The 16324-nt window shown below is 46.2% G+C and carries 11 protein-coding genes, 1 tRNA gene and 2 rRNA genes; 10 read left to right on the top strand and 4 right to left on the bottom strand.

The genetic code is table 11. The annotated features are described in order from the left end of the window. Positions 1-195 precede the first annotated feature (195 nt). From MmiHf6_RS09655 to MmiHf6_RS09685, 7 genes are all read left to right on the top strand, one after another. Complete coding sequence (locus MmiHf6_RS09655) at positions 196-960, top strand: SDR family NAD(P)-dependent oxidoreductase (protein ID WP_316557581.1); 765 nt, start codon at positions 196-198, stop codon at positions 958-960. A gap of 17 nt (positions 961-977) precedes the next feature. Then, the gene (locus MmiHf6_RS09660; protein ID WP_316557582.1) at positions 978-1733 is read left to right on the top strand and encodes an SDR family NAD(P)-dependent oxidoreductase; all 756 of its coding nucleotides are present in this window, start codon (positions 978-980) and stop codon (positions 1731-1733) included. A gap of 467 nt (positions 1734-2200) precedes the next feature. Next, positions 2201-2413: a hypothetical protein gene (locus tag MmiHf6_RS09665; protein WP_316557583.1), complete on the top strand. Its 213-nt coding sequence runs from the start codon at positions 2201-2203 to the stop codon at positions 2411-2413. A gap of 21 nt (positions 2414-2434) precedes the next feature. Then, the gene (locus tag MmiHf6_RS09670) at positions 2435-2782 is read left to right on the top strand and encodes a hypothetical protein (RefSeq protein ID WP_316557584.1); all 348 of its coding nucleotides are present in this window, start codon (positions 2435-2437) and stop codon (positions 2780-2782) included. Between the two features lie 18 nt (positions 2783-2800). Then, positions 2801-5905, top strand: a complete 3105-nt coding sequence (locus tag MmiHf6_RS09675; protein ID WP_316557585.1) for a DNA-directed DNA polymerase — start codon at positions 2801-2803, stop codon at positions 5903-5905. Continuing rightward, on the top strand, positions 5865-6026 hold the full coding sequence (locus tag MmiHf6_RS09680) for a hypothetical protein (protein WP_316557586.1): 162 nt from the start codon (positions 5865-5867) through the stop codon (positions 6024-6026). The genes MmiHf6_RS09675 and MmiHf6_RS09680 overlap by 41 nt, the downstream gene beginning before the upstream one ends. 111 nt (positions 6027-6137) lie before the next feature. Next, positions 6138-7562 carry a dihydroorotase gene (locus MmiHf6_RS09685; protein ID WP_316558672.1) on the top strand — a complete coding sequence of 475 codons (1425 nt, stop codon included), beginning with the start codon at positions 6138-6140 and terminating at the stop codon, positions 7560-7562. Positions 7563-7573: 11 nt separating this feature from the next. Here MmiHf6_RS09685 and MmiHf6_RS09690 read toward each other — a convergent pair whose 3' ends face one another. From MmiHf6_RS09690 to eif1A, 4 genes are all read right to left on the bottom strand, one after another. After that, positions 7574-8050, bottom strand: a complete 477-nt coding sequence (locus MmiHf6_RS09690; RefSeq protein ID WP_316557587.1) for a hypothetical protein — start codon at positions 8048-8050, stop codon at positions 7574-7576. 453 nt (positions 8051-8503) lie between these two features. Continuing rightward, entirely contained in the window at positions 8504-9067 is a 564-nt protein-coding gene (locus MmiHf6_RS09695) for a KH domain-containing protein (RefSeq protein ID WP_316557588.1), read from the bottom strand. 2 nt (positions 9068-9069) lie between these two features. Further along, positions 9070-10080, bottom strand: a complete 1011-nt coding sequence (locus tag MmiHf6_RS09700; protein ID WP_316557589.1) for an RIO1 family regulatory kinase/ATPase domain-containing protein — start codon at positions 10078-10080, stop codon at positions 9070-9072. Between the two features lie 180 nt (positions 10081-10260). After that, on the bottom strand, positions 10261-10599 hold the full coding sequence (gene eif1A, locus MmiHf6_RS09705; RefSeq protein WP_316557590.1) for a translation initiation factor eIF-1A: 339 nt from the start codon (positions 10597-10599) through the stop codon (positions 10261-10263). An 829-nt stretch (positions 10600-11428) separates the two neighbouring features. On the opposite strand from eif1A, the gene MmiHf6_RS09710 reads away from it, so the two are divergent. The 3 genes from MmiHf6_RS09710 to MmiHf6_RS09720 all read left to right on the top strand — a co-directional run bounded on the left by MmiHf6_RS09710 (position 11429) and on the right by MmiHf6_RS09720 (position 16257). Next, positions 11429-12902, top strand: a 16S ribosomal RNA gene (locus MmiHf6_RS09710). A gap of 119 nt (positions 12903-13021) precedes the next feature. Beyond that, positions 13022-13093 (top strand) — tRNA-Ala (locus MmiHf6_RS09715). Positions 13094-13324: 231 nt separating this feature from the next. Then, a 23S ribosomal RNA gene (locus tag MmiHf6_RS09720) occupies positions 13325-16257 on the top strand. The 16S and 23S rRNA genes sit together here with 1 tRNA gene alongside, the layout of an rRNA operon. The last annotated feature ends 67 nt before the right edge of the window (positions 16258-16324 follow it).

The following is a 16324-nucleotide window of genomic DNA, read 5'->3' on the forward strand; positions in this document are numbered from 1 at the left end:
TCTTTTCCATTTTCTTTCGGGAATTAATTAATAAAAAAACTATAATTTTATTTGTCCGCTTCTCTTAATTTTTCTCTCTACTTTGCGGTTTACAATCATCCATCATGTATATATATGACGAATTTTACCGTTTTCATAAGCCAAAATAGGCTTTTCTAATTTAATTCATAACTTATATTCATGGAGGATACAAAAATGTTTGATTTAACAGGCAGAGTCGCCGTTGTCACAGGCGGCTCTTCAGGTATCGGCGTCCAATTCGCAAAAGCGCTTGCCGAGCAAGGCGCAGATGTCGTCATCATCGCGCGCAGAATGGACAAACTTGAAACAGTTGCAGAAGAGGTCCGCAAAACCGGACGCAAATGCCTGCCGATTGCCGCCGATTTGACAAAAGCGGATGACATCAAAAAAGCGGTTGCGGAAATCGTTGAAAAATGCGGTAAAATCGACATTTTGGTCAACAATGCCGGAACAAGCGCGGTTGCGCCGGCCGAATCCATGACTGATGAAGAATGGAACCGCGTTGTTGAACTGAATTTGGATTCCGTTTTCTTCGTTGCCCGTGAATTCGGAAAAGTAATGATTGAAAACAAATACGGCCGCATCATTAATATTGCGTCCATGTACGGTCTTGTCGGAAGCAACAACCCCGATGTTCCGACCGTTGTTTATCACGCGACAAAAGGCGGTGTCGTGAATTTGACACGCGCGCTTGCAGCAGAATGGGCGAAATACAACATCACTGTTAACGCCATTTGCCCCGGCTTCTTCCCGTCCGAAATGACTCAAGGCTTGTTTGATACAAAAGAATTCCAAGATTACTTGAAAATGACAACGCCGATGGGCCGCGGCGGCCGCGAAGGCGAATTGAATCCGGCGCTCATTTATCTCGCGTCAGATGAAGCCGGCTACACAACAGGATCGATGGTCGTCGTTGACGGCGGAACAACTGCAATTTAAGGAAAATGGTGATTAAAATGTATTTTGATTTAACAGGAAGAGTCGCAGTAATTACAGGCGCTTCATCTGGATTCGGCGTTCAGTTCGCAAGAGCGCTTGCCGGGCAGGGCGCGGATTTGGTGATTATCGCCCGCAGAAAAGATAAATTGGAAGCCGTTGCCGAAGAAATCAGAGGCATGGGCCGCAAATGCCTGCCCGTCGTTGCCGATGTGACGAAAACGGAAGACATTCAAAACGCCGTTAAAGCAACGATTGCCGAATATGGAAAAGTCGATATCCTCGTCAACAATGCCGGAATCGGCGGCGAAGATCCGGCAGAAGTCATGCCCGATGAACAATGGTACCGCGCCGTGAATTTGAACCTGACGGCGATGTTTACAACATCTCGCGAATTCGGAAAAGAAATGATCAAAAACAAATACGGCCGCGTCATCAATGTCGCTTCCATGTACGGTTTGGTCGGCAGCTACAGCGGCGCCGCCTACCACGCGTCAAAAGGCGCTGCCGTTAACTTTACGCGCGCGCTCGGCGCCGAGTGGGCAAAGTACAACATCACAGTAAACGCCATCTGCCCCGGCTTTTTCCCGACGGAATTGACCGAAGCGGCGCTGAACACCGATGAATTCCAAAACTTCATGAAAGCCACCGTTCCGATGAAAAGATACGGCAAAGACGGTGAATTGAACACGGCGCTTCTGTATTTGGCGGCAAACGAATCCGGTTACACGACAGGAACTGCGGTTGTCGTTGACGGCGGAACGACTTGTGTTTGATGAAAAAGAATTCACATTCTTTTTCTTCTTTTCTTTTTTATTTTTTGTTCATGAATCGGGTTGTTCGGCTGCATCTGCCGCCTGCACGCGCGAATTGCATCATTTTTCTTTGATTCTAAAAACCGTCCCTCGTTTTTTATTTTATTTTTCAGATGAAACCCAAACATCCAATTTTCAAAATCGGTGAACCTGAACGCCCGATAAAACCCTAATCTTAAATTTTTAGATCTTGGATAAAAGAAGGCGTTCTGTTTTTGAAAATTTTGATGAAAAACGATGTTTCAATCAATTTCAGATTGGGTAAAAGTTCGAAAACCGACTCCTCCAACGACGCGTTTCCGAAGCGCAGCGGAGGAAAGAAGGAGTTGGAGATTCTTTCCCGTACGAAACGAAAAACAAAAAAGGTTTGATTTTTCAGCTGCGGTTGGCTTCTACCGAGCCTGCCAATCTGCAACTGTCTTTTATGGTTGCTGCTGTCGGTCAGGTTTGAGTTGCTGCTTGTATCTGCTCTTTTAATCGTAATCCGTTCGCATTCGCGAACGTGCCGTTGCTACCTTACTGTTTGTGTTTCCGCTTGGAGTGCGGTGTTTGTTTCCGCTTGGAGTCAGGTTTGTGTTTCCAATTGGAGTGCGGTGTTTGTTTCCGCTTGGGGTGAGGTTTCTGTTTCCGCTTGGAGTTAGGTTTCTGTTTCCGCTTGGAGTGTGGTTTCTGTTTCCGCTTGGATTCAGTTTTCTGTTTCCGCTCGGAGTCAGGTTTGTGTTCCCGCTTGGAGTCAGGTTTGCATTTCCGCCGCTCACAACTTTCCGCCCGGCAGCAGCAGCTGCCGCCGCGCCCGCGCGAGCCGCACCCTTTTTATTTTATTTTTCAATCCCGCTCCTCATTTTCATCTTATTTTTCAAAAACAGATTTCCATTTTTATTTCATTTTTCAAAAACACATTTCGTTTTCATTCGTTTTTCAAAAAACAGATCTCCGATTTTTGTTTGGTTTTTCATCCTTCGTTTAAACTTTCCGATTTTTTCCAATCCAAAAAGGATATATTAAATTAAACGAGTTAATATGCCGATATGAATTTCCAGATTCTTGACGCAGACTACAAACTCATCGGCGAAGACGAGCCGGTGATTCGGCTTTTCGGCAGAGGCGAAGACGGCAAAAGCGTATGCTGTCTGATTCCCGGATTTGAACCGTTTTTCTACGCCGAAAGCACAAACCCCGAGGAAACCCAAAAAATGCTTTTGGAAAAGTTTCCGCAAATCGTCCGCGTCGAAATCGTTGAGCGCTTCGGTCCCATCGGTTATCAGACAAAAACGTCGCCGTATCTGAAAATCATTGTTCAGGCGCCGCGAAACGTTCCCGAAATCCGTGACGACGTCGCGAAACTTCCCGGCGTTACCGCGCTCTTTGAAAGCGATATTTTATTCCGCAACAGATTTTTAGTTGACATGAACCTCGGCGGATTTCAATGGGTGGAAGCCGTTGAAGACACATCGCTTGACCGCGAACATTTAACAACGGAAATCCCGATCAAAGCCGATACGATCATCTGCGCAAAATCCGTTAATCCGATTGACCGCATTTCAAACGCGCCGCTCCGTTATCTTTCTTTTGACATCGAATGTCTTCCCGAAGGCGGCAATATGCCGACACCTGAAAAATCGCCCGTTATCTTAGTCAGTTTCGCGTTTGAGCCCGCCCGGAACGGCAAAAAAACGCTCGTTTACGTCGGAAAACCCAAACCCGACGGATTTGATTTTGAAACAAACGACGCCGACGGCGACACCATTTGGCTTGAAAATGAAAACGAACTTCTCGCCAAAACATTTGATACAATCAATCAATTCGATCCCGATTTCATTACCGGTTACAACATTTCAGATTTCGATATCACTTATTTACTCAAGCGCGCCGACGTTTTGAAGAAAAAAGGCGCCGCGATCAAAACAGGAATTGCAAGAGACAGCAGCCCGATTTTCTCCAAAAAATTCGGCATTACTGTCAAAACCGAAATCACAGGCAGAATCGTCGCCGACGTTTTGCCGCTCGTCCGCCGCAATTTCAGCCTCAAGCAATACACCCTTCGAAACGCCGCCAAAGAACTGCTCGGCCGCGAAAAGCTGGATGTTCCCGCCTCGGAAATGGAACGCTATTGGCATAACAGCGGCGAATTGCTTGCGCAATTTATCAATTATTCACGCCGTGACTCTGAACTTGCAATAGAGCTGCTGCTTCATCTTAAAATCTTAGACAAATACGTCGCGCTTGCGCGCATTACAAATTCCGTCATTCAGGAAACACTCGACGGCGGCCAGACTTCGATGGTCGAACAAGTGATGCTCAAAGAATACGGCAAACACAATCGCGTCATGCCGGTCAAGCCCGACGGCGAAGCATTTGAAGAGCGCGATAACGAAGAAGAACTCAAAGGCGGCGCCGTTTTGGATCCGGTTCGCGGGCTTCATGAAAACGTCATCGTTTTGGACTACAAATCCCTTTATCCGACAATTATGATGGCGCATAACCTGTGCTATACGACAATCATTAGCGACAAACGCGATTTGCCGGCACTCGGCTTGACCGAAGAAGATATCGACGTAACGCCGACCGGCGGAATGTTTGTCAAACAAAATATCATCAAAGGAATCGTTCCGTCCATTCTCGAAGATTTGCTCAATCGCAGAATGGAAACAAAACAAATGATGAAGCAGACGCAGGACGAATCAGAAATTCGGGCGCTTGACGCAACGCAAATGGCGCTTAAAATTCTGCTCAACAGTTATTACGGTTACACCGGATACGCCCGCGCGCGCCTTTACAGCATGGCGATGGCAAGTTCCGTGACAAGCATCGGCCGCGAAAACATTCTCAACACCGAGCGAATCATCACGCAGGTCATCGGAAAAATCTATCTTTACGATAGCAAAGCATGGCTTGAGAACGAAATTAAAGATCATTTTAAATCCGTCGGAAAAACCGTTGACGCCGATTTCGATTCCGGCAGCATTTCCGATTTGGATTCTGCCGTCATCAGCGGCGATGTCAAAATTGTTATGCTTTCCGTCGTTTACGGCGATACGGACAGCGTTTTCATGCATTGTTCCGCCGAGTCCGGAGAAGAATTCACGCCCGAGCAGTTCACTTTAGAAGATGCGGCGCTTGTCGGCAGCAAAACGGCGGCAATCGTCACCGCATCGCTTCCCTCCCCGATGGAACTTGAATTTGAAGCGGTTGCAAGGCGCGCCGTTCTGATTGCCAAGAAGCGATACGCTCAGTGGCTTTTTGAGCGCACCGGCTCCGGCTGGTCCGATAAAATCAAAGTCAAAGGAATGGAAACGGTTCGCCGCGATTGGTGTGAGCTGACATCCGATACGCTGACGCGCGTCTTGGATCTTGTTTTGATCGAAGGTAATGTCGATGAAGCAATCAAATATGTCCGCAAAGTCACAAGCGATCTGCGCAATTTGAATCTTTCAGAAAATCCCGAATTCATCAATAAGCTTATTCTCACAAAGAATTATTCCAAGAAAACGGACAATTACAAGAACAAGCAACCTCATTTGACGGTCGTTGAAAAAATCAAATCCCGCACGGGAATTTCAACGCCGATCGGAACACGTGTGCCGTTTGTGATTATTTCCGGCAAAGGATTGTTCGTCGAACGCGCCGAAGATCCCGAATATGTTTTGGAGCACAACATTCCGATCGATACGGAGTATTACATTAAAAAGCAGATCTTGCCGCCGGTCGAGCGCATTTTAGAAGTTTTCGGCGTCGATGCGGGATCGCTTGATAAGTATATGCAAAAAGGTTTGTTCGATTTTGCCGATTCCGAGCCTGCCGTTAAAAAAGAGCCGGTCGTTCGCTCAATTTCTGATGTCGCATCCAATAAAACGGATTCGGCTCCGAAAGGATTGGACGCGTTTGAAGATACAGGTCCGTCAAAGGCGCCCGTTTACAAAGAGGAGGCGGCCGAAAATATTCCGGAAACATTTGCCGACGATTTGTCAGGCGAATTTGAATCTGCCGAATCCGAAGAATCCGGTTCAGACGATTCTGCCGAAGCAAAATCCGATGCTGATTCTGCCGCGAAATCCGAGATTGATTCCGTTTCTGATTCCGGCTCGAAAAAAGATGCCGGAAAGAAACCTCAAAAATCTTTGTTTGATTTTTAATTCTTCTGCTGTTGCTGCTGTCGGTCGGGTTGTGCTGCCGGCAGACAGCTGCCGCCGCCGCGCGCGAGCCGCACCATTTTTGAATAATAATCAAAATAGTCCTCTTGTTTTTGAAAATTAATTCAAATGATAATTGCATTTTTAAATGAAAAAATTATGCCATCTCTGAGAATATCCGATTTCGTTTTGGATGCGGGTGAAATTTTATTAACAGGAAAGACAATTGTTGTTTATGCCCGATGTTCTTATTCAAAATGCGCGTGTTCTTGACGGCGGTCAGCTTGTGCCGGCCGAGATTTTAATTGAAGACGGCAAAATCAAAGGAATTGCCAAAGAGTTTCGTATTTCTTCTTATGATGAATTGATCAATGCCAAAAATGCGGTTGTTATTCCGGCAGGCATTGACGGGCATGTTCATTTTCGCGATCCCGGTTTGACTTACAAGGAAGATTGGTATTCGGGATCGTGCTCAGCTGCGGCCGGCGGTATTACAACTGTTTTGGAACATCCGAATACAATTCCGCCCGTGATCGATAAAGCGGGTTTTTCTGTCAAACTCAAACGCGCTCAAAAAAGGTCTGTTATTGATTTCGGAATCAACGGCGGCGTTACAAATAATATTGACAAGCTTAAAGAAATTTGGCGCTTGGGCATTAGTGTTTTTGGCGAAATTTTCATGGCGGAATCTACGGGCGGTCTCAATATCAGCAATAATATGCTTGGGGATGCGCTTTCTGAAATCGGTGAAATGGATGCTTTGGCTTGCATTCACGCGGAAGATGAAGCGCTTCGTCTGATAAATGAAGGAATTTTGAAAAACGACACGGGAATTGATGTTCATTCGAGAATTCGTCCGAATGAGTGTGAAGAAATTGCCGTTCACGACTGTATTCGGATTAATAAAGAGGCGGCTGTTTCATCAAGACTTCATTTTTGTCACACAAGTACGCCCGAAGCGGTTTCATTGATTGCAAAAGCGCAAAAAGAATTTTCTTCGGCAGGCGCAGGAAATGCCGGAAAAATCACCTGTGAAGTGGCGCCGCATCATTTATTTTTATCGACGAAAGATTACGCGCGCTTGGGAACGCTCGGAAAAATGAATCCGCCGCTTCGCTCTTCCGATGATGCCGCTTATATGATTCGGGCGCTCAATTCCGGTTTGATTAATGCTGTGGCGTCTGATCATGCGCCGCATATGCAGTATGAAAAGGATGTGCCGATGCGCTCGGCGCCGTCGGGCGTTCCCGGTGTTGAAACTTTGATGCCGCTGATGCTCGCGTCTGTTCGCAAAAATATGCTTTCTCTTGAGCGTGTCGTTCAGGTCACCAGTTTCAATCCTGCCCGCATTTTCGGACTGGATCGTTTGGGAAAAGGTTCAATGGATGAAGGCTATGATGCCGATTTGCTTTTCTTTGATCCGAAAAATGTTGTTCCGATTCAATCGAAAAATCTGCACACGCGCTGCGATTGGACGCCTTATGAGGGAATGGACGGCATTTTCCCGAGCATGACGCTTTCGCGCGGCGATGTGATTTGGGACGGTTATCAGGTGGTTGCCAAGAAAGGGCGCGGTCAGTTTTTGCCGGGCGCGGGGCTTCAAACAGATGAAGACGGCAAGCCGATTACGGTATTTGATGACGACGATGATGAAGAATGATTGTCTGAAGTTCATTTTGAAAAACGAAGTTGAAATGAAAAATGCAAATTCAATTTTGAAATCTGAAATGAAAAACATGATTCGATTTTGAAATTGATTATTTTTAAAATGAGGCGGCTCGTGCGAGCGGCGGCCATCGGCAGCAGCAACATTAATTTTATTAAAAACGTGTGTCGGTTTTGAGAACATTTTCCAAAAATGGGGCGACTCGCGCGGCGGGCGGCGGCAGCTGCCGGGTGGAAGTCGGCGGGCAGCCGAAACGCAAACCCGAAGGTAACATCGGCAACACAAACCTGACTCCATTCGGTAACAGAAACAGTAAGGTAGCAGCGCCCACGTTCGCGAAGCGAACGGATTATGATTAAAATGAGCAGATGCACGCGGAAACACAAACCTGCCCTGCACGCGGAAACACAAACCTGCCCTGCACGCGGAAACACAAACCTGCCCTGCACGCGGAAACACAAACCAGCTCCAAGTGGCAGCAATCATAAAAGACTGTTTTTCGTTTTTCGTTTCGTATGGGAAAGAATCTCCATCTCCTCCTTCCCTTCGCTCCGCTTCGGGAACTCGTTGTTGGAGGAGCGGTGTTTTGTCTTTTCATTCATTTTGATTTTTATTGAAACATCATTTTTATCAAAAATTTCAAAAACGGAATGCCTTCTTTTATCGAAATTTAATAATTTTTTAGGATTTTATCGGGCATTCGGGTTCACCGATTTTGAAAATTGGATGTTTGGATTTTTCAAAAATAAAATAAAGATGATGAGGCAGGTTTGAAGAATTATTCAAAAAATGGGACAGCTCGTGCGCGGCAGCCGTTGCTTCAACAGAATGGCGCAGCTGAAAAATTGAAAGCAATTTGAAACAAAAAATGAAAAATAAATTGAAAAGAAGTTAAAACAAAAAATGAAAATGAGTCGAATGAATGATCGAACGGATCATTCTTCTTCCGGTTCGACAAATTCGATCGAATCCATTTGTGAGCGGATTAAATCGTCGTGTTTCTTTTCAAGGAAACTGTAAACGGTTCCGTGGTTGACGCCGTTGACAAGCATGTCCACAGCCGTTCTGACAATTGTCGTCTGTTCCGGAAAACCGATGACGCTGACCGTTTTTCCGTATACGGAAATTTTGACATTGATGAGTCTTTCTGCGATTTCTCTTGTTTTGCCTTCGCGGCCGATAATTCTGCCTTTCAGGCGTTCCAATTCTCTCGGCGTTGATGCCGCTTCCGATAAATCAATAATGTCTAATGTCAGAAAATCTTCATAAAAAAGTTCCATCGCTTTTTCGGGAGAAAATCCGCGCGCGATTGCTTTAATGACTTCCATTGCGCGCATGCCGGCAACAGGGTCTTCTTCGTCTTTAATTTCGACGCGCCCGTCTTCACTGTTCACTTCAAGTTTTAATTTTGCAGCTTCTTCGATCTGCTTTTTAGTTGCGCCGCCCGGGCCGATAATAACTGCGATTCTTTCTTTCGGAACTTTTACAAATTGTGTCATATTCATTCTTCCTCAATTTCATTTTCAGTATTTTCATTTCTGTTGGTTTCGTTTTCAATACTTTCGTTTTTATTGTCTTCATTTTCAGTATTTTCATATCTATTGTTTTCGTTTTCAATACTTTCGTTTTTATTGTCTTCATTTTCAATATTTTTGTTTTTGATCTCTTTATTTTCTTGGCCGACCGTTATTTCTTCCGGGTCCGGCTCAATGATAGTATCTTCTTCTTTTTTAAGTTTGATTCGTTCCAAAATCTCTTTTGTCGGCTCGTCAATACCGAATTTTTTGAAGAAACGCTTTATGTTTTCAATATCTCTCGTTAAAAATTCGCGCGCGTTCGGATGATTTAATGTTACAGCCTGGCCGACATCAATGATGACGACTTCTTCCTTTTCGGTATCAATCAAAATGTTGTATTCGCTTAAATCTGCGTGAACGAGCGACGCTCTGACATACATGCGGCGCATGTTTTCAATAATTTGGTCGTAAAAATTGCGCGCTGTTTCGTCATCCATTTTTATTTCTTTCAAAGAAGGGTAGGCAACACCGTTTTCACCCATGAATTCCATGATCAAAACATTTCTATCAAACGTAATCGGTTTCGGCGAACGAATACCCGCTTTGTTAATTCGAAGCAAATTTTGATATTCTTTCTGCGTCCACGCAAAAATGATATCTTTTCGGCTGTGGCGAATGTGTGTGAATCTCGGATCTTTGAGAATGTAAGGATCCATTGATTTGAATGTGCTTGAATTGATTCTGTAAATTTTAACTGCGACTTCGCCTTCATTTCCGATTGCATAGAACACGTTTGCTTCTTTTCCCGTGCTGATGGAACCGCCGAGTTCATTGATGAATCCTTTGTTGGCGAATGAATAAAGCAATTTTAATGTGGGGACATCGAATACATTTTCTTCGGCTTTAAGGAACGATGAATCTTTCTTAAAAACACGTCCTTTGGCGCGCTTATCTTCGATTTGCTTCATCTGTTTATCAATCTTTTTTTGACTCATGCCGTCACCTTAAAAATCGGGTTGGAGCTGATTTGAACGCTGCTTTTTACAGCGATTCCTGTTCTTAAAAAACGAATGCTATCAAGCGAAATTATATTTGCTCATTTGTCACAAATTTTTGGAATTATTAATTCATTCATTTAATGAGTTAATAAAACAAATTTGTAAAATTTGAGAACTTTATGTTCTCAAATAGCCTTTTTTGTCCAGCCAGTCCACCTGCGGTCTGGTGTATTTCCAAATAATATCGGCTTTTCCATCCTGGAAGTCCCACGGAACAGCAATAACGACATCGCCTTCGTGGATCCAAATTTTCTTTTTCATGGAGCCCGGAATACGTCCCAAACGGACAACGCCGTCCATGCATCTGAGTTTCAAGTGGTTTGCGCCAAGCAAAGTTTCAACAATTGCCAACACTTCACGTTCTTCTTTTTTGGGGAGCCTGACACGAACAACCTGTTCGCCTTCCTGCGGTGCCGGCCCTTTTCTGCCGCCTCTTCTGTTATTAAAATTTGCCATGTATTAATACCTGTTATTCAATTAATTGTAAAATAAATTGTAAATATGATTCTCTAATGAGCATTTTTTATTTATTATAATAATATGAATGCTGATTTTTATGTAAGTAGACTGTTTTCCCGTTTAAAGGTTGTGTCTTTTTCAATTTGATTCTATCGTTATTATTCATGAATTTTAATCGTTTATTTCGTATACAGTCACAACCTTTAAATAGGAATTGTGATATTCTTTGGATTCGCTCAGTCTGAGCAACTCCAAGCGAGTCAGATTGAGAAAGATTGACATTTTCAATTTAGAAATTAGTAAAATGAGTACGGATTTTATTTGTCCGGTGCTTTTTTGAATATTTGATCTTTGTGTCAAAATTCTTAAATACAATGTCAGCCTAATATAACATTCCGCGCAAATCGCCGAATTCTTGCGGCGCGTTTCGCAGATATTACATTCATCAATTAATGAAGTCCGGAGTTTTTTCCGGTACTGATATGTGACCTGATGTTTCGGTAAACTTCGGCGGTGGTTTTCAAATCAATTCTCACTTGTGAGAAATTGACTCAATTTGCAAAGCAAATTGAACAAAAATTTGTAAATCATCGTTACGAGATTTACAGGAATATCAAACTGTGTATTGTAAGGAAGCAACTCTAAAATCTAAGAACTAAGTGTGAATAGCGCTTTATTCGTGGTTGAGAAGTTTTTTCCGACAATTTCTGTTTAAGCAGTGTTTGCAGTATTTCCAAAAAACCAGCTATTAAAAGCAACATCTAAGTGTGTACAGGATTACATTGACGAAGCGTTCACGTCTTTTGCGATGTTTTATCTTAATATAATTCCGGTTGATCCTGCCGGAGGTTACTGCTATCGGTGTTTGACTAAGCCATGCGAGTCAAATGTTCTTCGTGAACATGGCGTAATGCTCAGTAACACGTGGATAACCTGCCCTCAGGTCCGGCATAACCTCGGGAAACTGAGGATAATTCCGGATATCCCTTTTCTGCCGGAATGCTTAAAGGGACAAAGAATTTCGCCTGAGGATGGGTCTGCGGCCTATCAGGTTGTAGGGGGTGTAACGTACCCTCTAGCCTACAACGGGTACGGGTTGTGAGAGCAAGAGCCCGGAGATGGATTCTGAGACATGAATCCAGGCCCTACGGGGCGCAGCAGGCGCGAAAACTTTACAATGCAGGAAACTGTGATAAGGAGACACCGAGTGCTCGCATCAAATGCGGGCTGTCCACATACCTAAATCGTATGTGTTAGCAAGGGCCGGGCAAGACCGGTGCCAGCCGCCGCGGTAATACCGGTGGCCCGAGTGGTAGCCGCTTTTATTGGGTCTAAAGGGTCCGTAGCCTGTTTGATCAGTCCATTGGGAAATCCGGATGCTCAACATCCGGGCTTCCAGTGGATACTGTCAAACTTGGGATCGGGGGAGGTAAGAGGTACTACAGGGGTAGGAGTGAAATCTTGTAATCCCTGTGGGACCACCTGTGGCGAAGGCGTCTTACCAAAACGAGTCCGACGGTGAGGGACGAAAGCTGGGGGCACGAACCGGATTAGATACCCGGGTAGTCCCAGCCGTAAACGATGCTCGCTAGGTGTCAGGCATGGCGTGACTGTGTCTGGTGCCGAAGGGAAGCCGTGAAGCGAGCCACCTGGGAAGTACGGCCGCAAGGCTGAAACTTAAAGGAATTGGCGGGGGAGCACAACAACGGGTGGAGCCTGCGGTTTAATTGGACTCAACGCCGGAAAACTCACCAGGGGAGACAGCAATATGTAGGTCAAGCTGAAGACTTTACCTGAATCGCTGAGAGGAGGTGCATGGTCGTCGCCAGTTCGTACTGTGAAGCATCCTGTTAAGTCAGGCAACGAGCGAGACCCGTGCCCACAGTTACCAGCGGCATCTCCGGATGGCCGGGTACTCTGTGGGGACCGCCGGTGTTAAATCGGAGGAAGGTGCGGGCTACGGTAGATCAGTATGCCCCGAATCTCTTGGGCTACACGCGGGCTACAATGGACGGGACAATGGGTAACTACCCCGAAAGGGGATGTTAATCTCATAAACCCGTTCGAAGTTCGGATCGAGGATTGAAACCCATCCTCGTGAAGCTGGAATCCGTAGTAATCGCGTTTCAACATAGCGCGGTGAATACGTCCCTGCTCCTTGCACACACCGCCCGTCAAACCACCCGAGTGGGGTATGGGTGAGGGTATGGACATCGTGCCGTATTCAAACCTGAATTCCGCAAGGGGGGTTAAGTCGTAACAAGGTAGCCGTAGGGGAATCTGCGGCTGGATCACCTCCTAAGAATAAAACACCGCCGAATGCCGAAAAAACATCAGGTCACAAACATAAACCAATAAATGATCTCAAAGGTCATCGGGCAAGACCCAAGCAAATTCGGGTAATGCCTGAATTCGTTAAGGGCTTGTAGATCAGCGGTAGATCGTCTCCTTCGCATGGAGAAGGCCTGGAGTTCAATTCCCCACAAGTCCATTTTATTGGTTTAAAATTCAATAAATCAGAAACGCTTTTCAAAAAAGCGTTGAGGCGCGATTCCTCATCAAACATTTATAATGCACCCCGTAAACTGTTACGGGGGAAGGACGGATAAATCCGGGTGCCAGCCCGTGTATTTGCGTGATGTCATGTAAAGGTTGAAGAAGACAAACAACAAATCAACAAGTTGGACAGATATATCAGACGCTGACTGAAAAATCGGTTAAGCGAATGGTGTTACGCCAACAGGTGGATGGCTCGGCTCAAGAGCTGATGAAGGACGTGCCAAGCTGCGATAAGCTCAGGGTAGACGCAAGGAATCTATGAACCTGAGATCTCCTAATGGGAATCCCGTTGTCCGCGAGGGCAGCGATCATTCATGATCGGGAACGCTCCGAATTGAAACATCTTAGTAGGAGCAGGAAAAGAAATCAATAAGAGATGCCGTTAGTAAAGGCGATTGAAACCGGCAGAGTTCAAACTGAATCCGTTGCAGGAATGCGGCGGAGATGTGGTTTACGGCTGACTTTATTTTCCGATGTCATTTAATCAAACTTGCCTGAAACGGCAGACCAAAGAGTGTGATAGTCACGTCGATGAAAATGAAAGGAAAATCGTCATGTCCTGAGTAGTGTGGGTCGGAAATCTCGCACGAATATGGGGGTCACCAATCTCCAAAACTAAATACTCCTTGAGTCCGATAGCGAATTAGTAGGGTGACCGAACGCTGAAAAGTACCCCGAGAAGGGAGGTAAAAAGTGCCTGAAACCTGTTGGTTATAGAACGATGGGGCGTGAAAGGATCTTTCTTATGAAGGAAAAAGCTGCGAGGCTTGTGTACGAATAAGATTGCCGATGTTCCATCTTAAGTTTTGAAGAACTGGCCAGGGAGTTTATTTTGGTGGCGAAGGCTAACTGTTTACACAGGCAGCCAAAGCGAAAGCAACAGGTGCGCAGCCCTACGGGCGAGGCACGGCGTATACAAGTGCGCGGAGTCACCGGAATAAGACCCGAAGCCGGGCGATCTAGGCGTGGGCAGGTTGAAGCGTGGCGAAAGCTGCGTGGAGGACCGCAAGTGGTATTGATCTGCAAATCATTCACGTGACCCACGTCTCGGAGTGAAATGCTAATCTAGCCCGGCATCCGCTGGTTCCCTCCGAAACATGTCGTAGCATGACCTGACCCGAGGTCGTTGGTGGAGTAGAGCACTGATTGGGGAATCCGGGGAAGAAATTCTTCGCTCTTCTGTCAAACTCCAAACCCACCCACACCGTAGACGGTCGGAGTCCGCACTGCTGGGGTAAGCTTGTAGTGCGTAAGGGAGACAACCCTGCCCGTGGTTAAGGTCCCCAAGTGTCGGCTAAGTGTAAACACTAAAGGGCGTCCCAAGCCCAAAACAGCTGGAAGGTTAGCTTAGAAGCAGCTATCCTTTAAAGAGTTCGTAACAGATCACCAGTCGAGGTTTGGGGCCCCGAAAATTGACGGGGCTCAAGCCGACCACCGATACCACGGAGTACCGTATAAGGTAATCTCGTAGGAGGGCGTTGCGTTCGGGCAGAAGCAGGGCTGTGAAGTCCTGTGGACCGTTCGCAAACGAAAATCCTGGTAATAGTAGCAGCATAGTCAAGTGAAAATCTTGACCGCCGAAGGGGCCAGGTTTCCTCGGCAATGATCATCAGCCGAGGGTTAGTCGGTCCTAAGACGTACCGTAACTCGAGTACGCCGAATCAGGGAAACAGGTTAATATTCCTGTACCGTTCGACAATAATCCTGACGCTTCAGGGCAGACCGAGCGGCGTTGTCGCGCCGTTTAAGCGCCGAAGTTCGTGGAGAGCCGTAATGGCGAGAAGCGAATGAATGCGTTATGACGCAAGTCGGTTGCACCCCGGAGCCCGTGAAAAGGGGTCGAAACGTCCGTACCAAGATCTGACACAGGTGCCCCTAGCTGAAAAGGCTAAGGCGTGACGGAGTAATTCAGTTTAGGGAATTCGGCAAATTAGCTCCGTAACTTCGGGAGAAGGAGTGCCTGCTGTGAAGACAGCAGGTCGCAGTGACCAGGGGGCTCCAACTGTCTAATACCAACATAGGAGATCGCAAATCCGTAAGGATGAGTACGATCTCTGAATCCTGCTCAGTGCAGGTACCTCAAACCCCGGTTCAACGGGACGAAGGGCCTGTAAACAGCGGGGGTAACTATGACCCTCTTAAGGTAGCGTAGTACCTTGTCGCTTAATTGGCGACTTGCATGAATGGATCAATGAGAGCCCTACTGTCCCAAACTGGAATCCGGTGAAGCTTACATTCTAGTGCACAGTCTAGAGACCTCTAGGGGGAAGTGAAGACCCCATAGAGCTTTACTGCAGCCTGTCGTTGAGTTGTGATTTCGAATGTACAGTGTAGGTAGGAGACGTCGAAGCGGGCGCGCCAGCGTTCGTGGAGTCAAAAGTGGGACACTACCCTTTTGGAATTACGATTCTCACTCTCTTCTCGAGAGGACCCCGATAGGTGGGCAGTTTGCCTGGGGCGGGACGCCCTTGAAAAGATATCAAGGGTGCGCAATGGTTGACTCAAGTGGGTCGGAAACTCACTGAAGAGTGCAAGAGCATAAGTCAGCCTGACGTTATTTCGCACAACAAGGAATGACGAGACGAAAGTCGGTTCTAGCGAACTTTTGAGCCCGCTTGGTGCGGGCCAAAAACTACAGAAAAGTTACCTTGGGGATAATTGTGTCGTTGCCGGCAAGAGTACATATCGACCCGGCAGCTTGCTACTTCGATGTCGGTTCTTTCCATCCTGGCCGTGCAGCAGCGGCCAAGGGTGAGGTTGTTCGCCTATTAAAGGAGATCGTGAGCTGGGTTTAGACCGTCGTGAGACAGGTTGGTTACTATCTACTAGAGGTGTTTGATGTCTGAGGGTAAGTTGCTTTTAGTACGAGAGGAACAAAGCAACGGTGCCTCTGGTCTACCTGTTGTCTGACAAGGCACCGCAGGGCAGCTACGCACCAAGGAATAAGAGCTGAATGCATCTAAGCTCGAAATCTCACCTAAATAAGAGACATCGTCAAGGACACTCGTAAAAGACGAGGTTGATCGAAACGGGATGTACGCACCAAGGCAACGAGGTGTTAAGTCCGCGTTCACGAATTGTCCGTGCCGCCGCAAGACCGGTTTTTCAGGCGATATCTGAATATGTCTGTGATAAAACCAAATTGTTGAAAATTAAAAGAAAA

This window comes from Methanimicrococcus hongohii (assembly GCF_032594095.1).
GTDB lineage: Archaea > Halobacteriota > Methanosarcinia > Methanosarcinales > Methanosarcinaceae > Methanimicrococcus > Methanimicrococcus hongohii.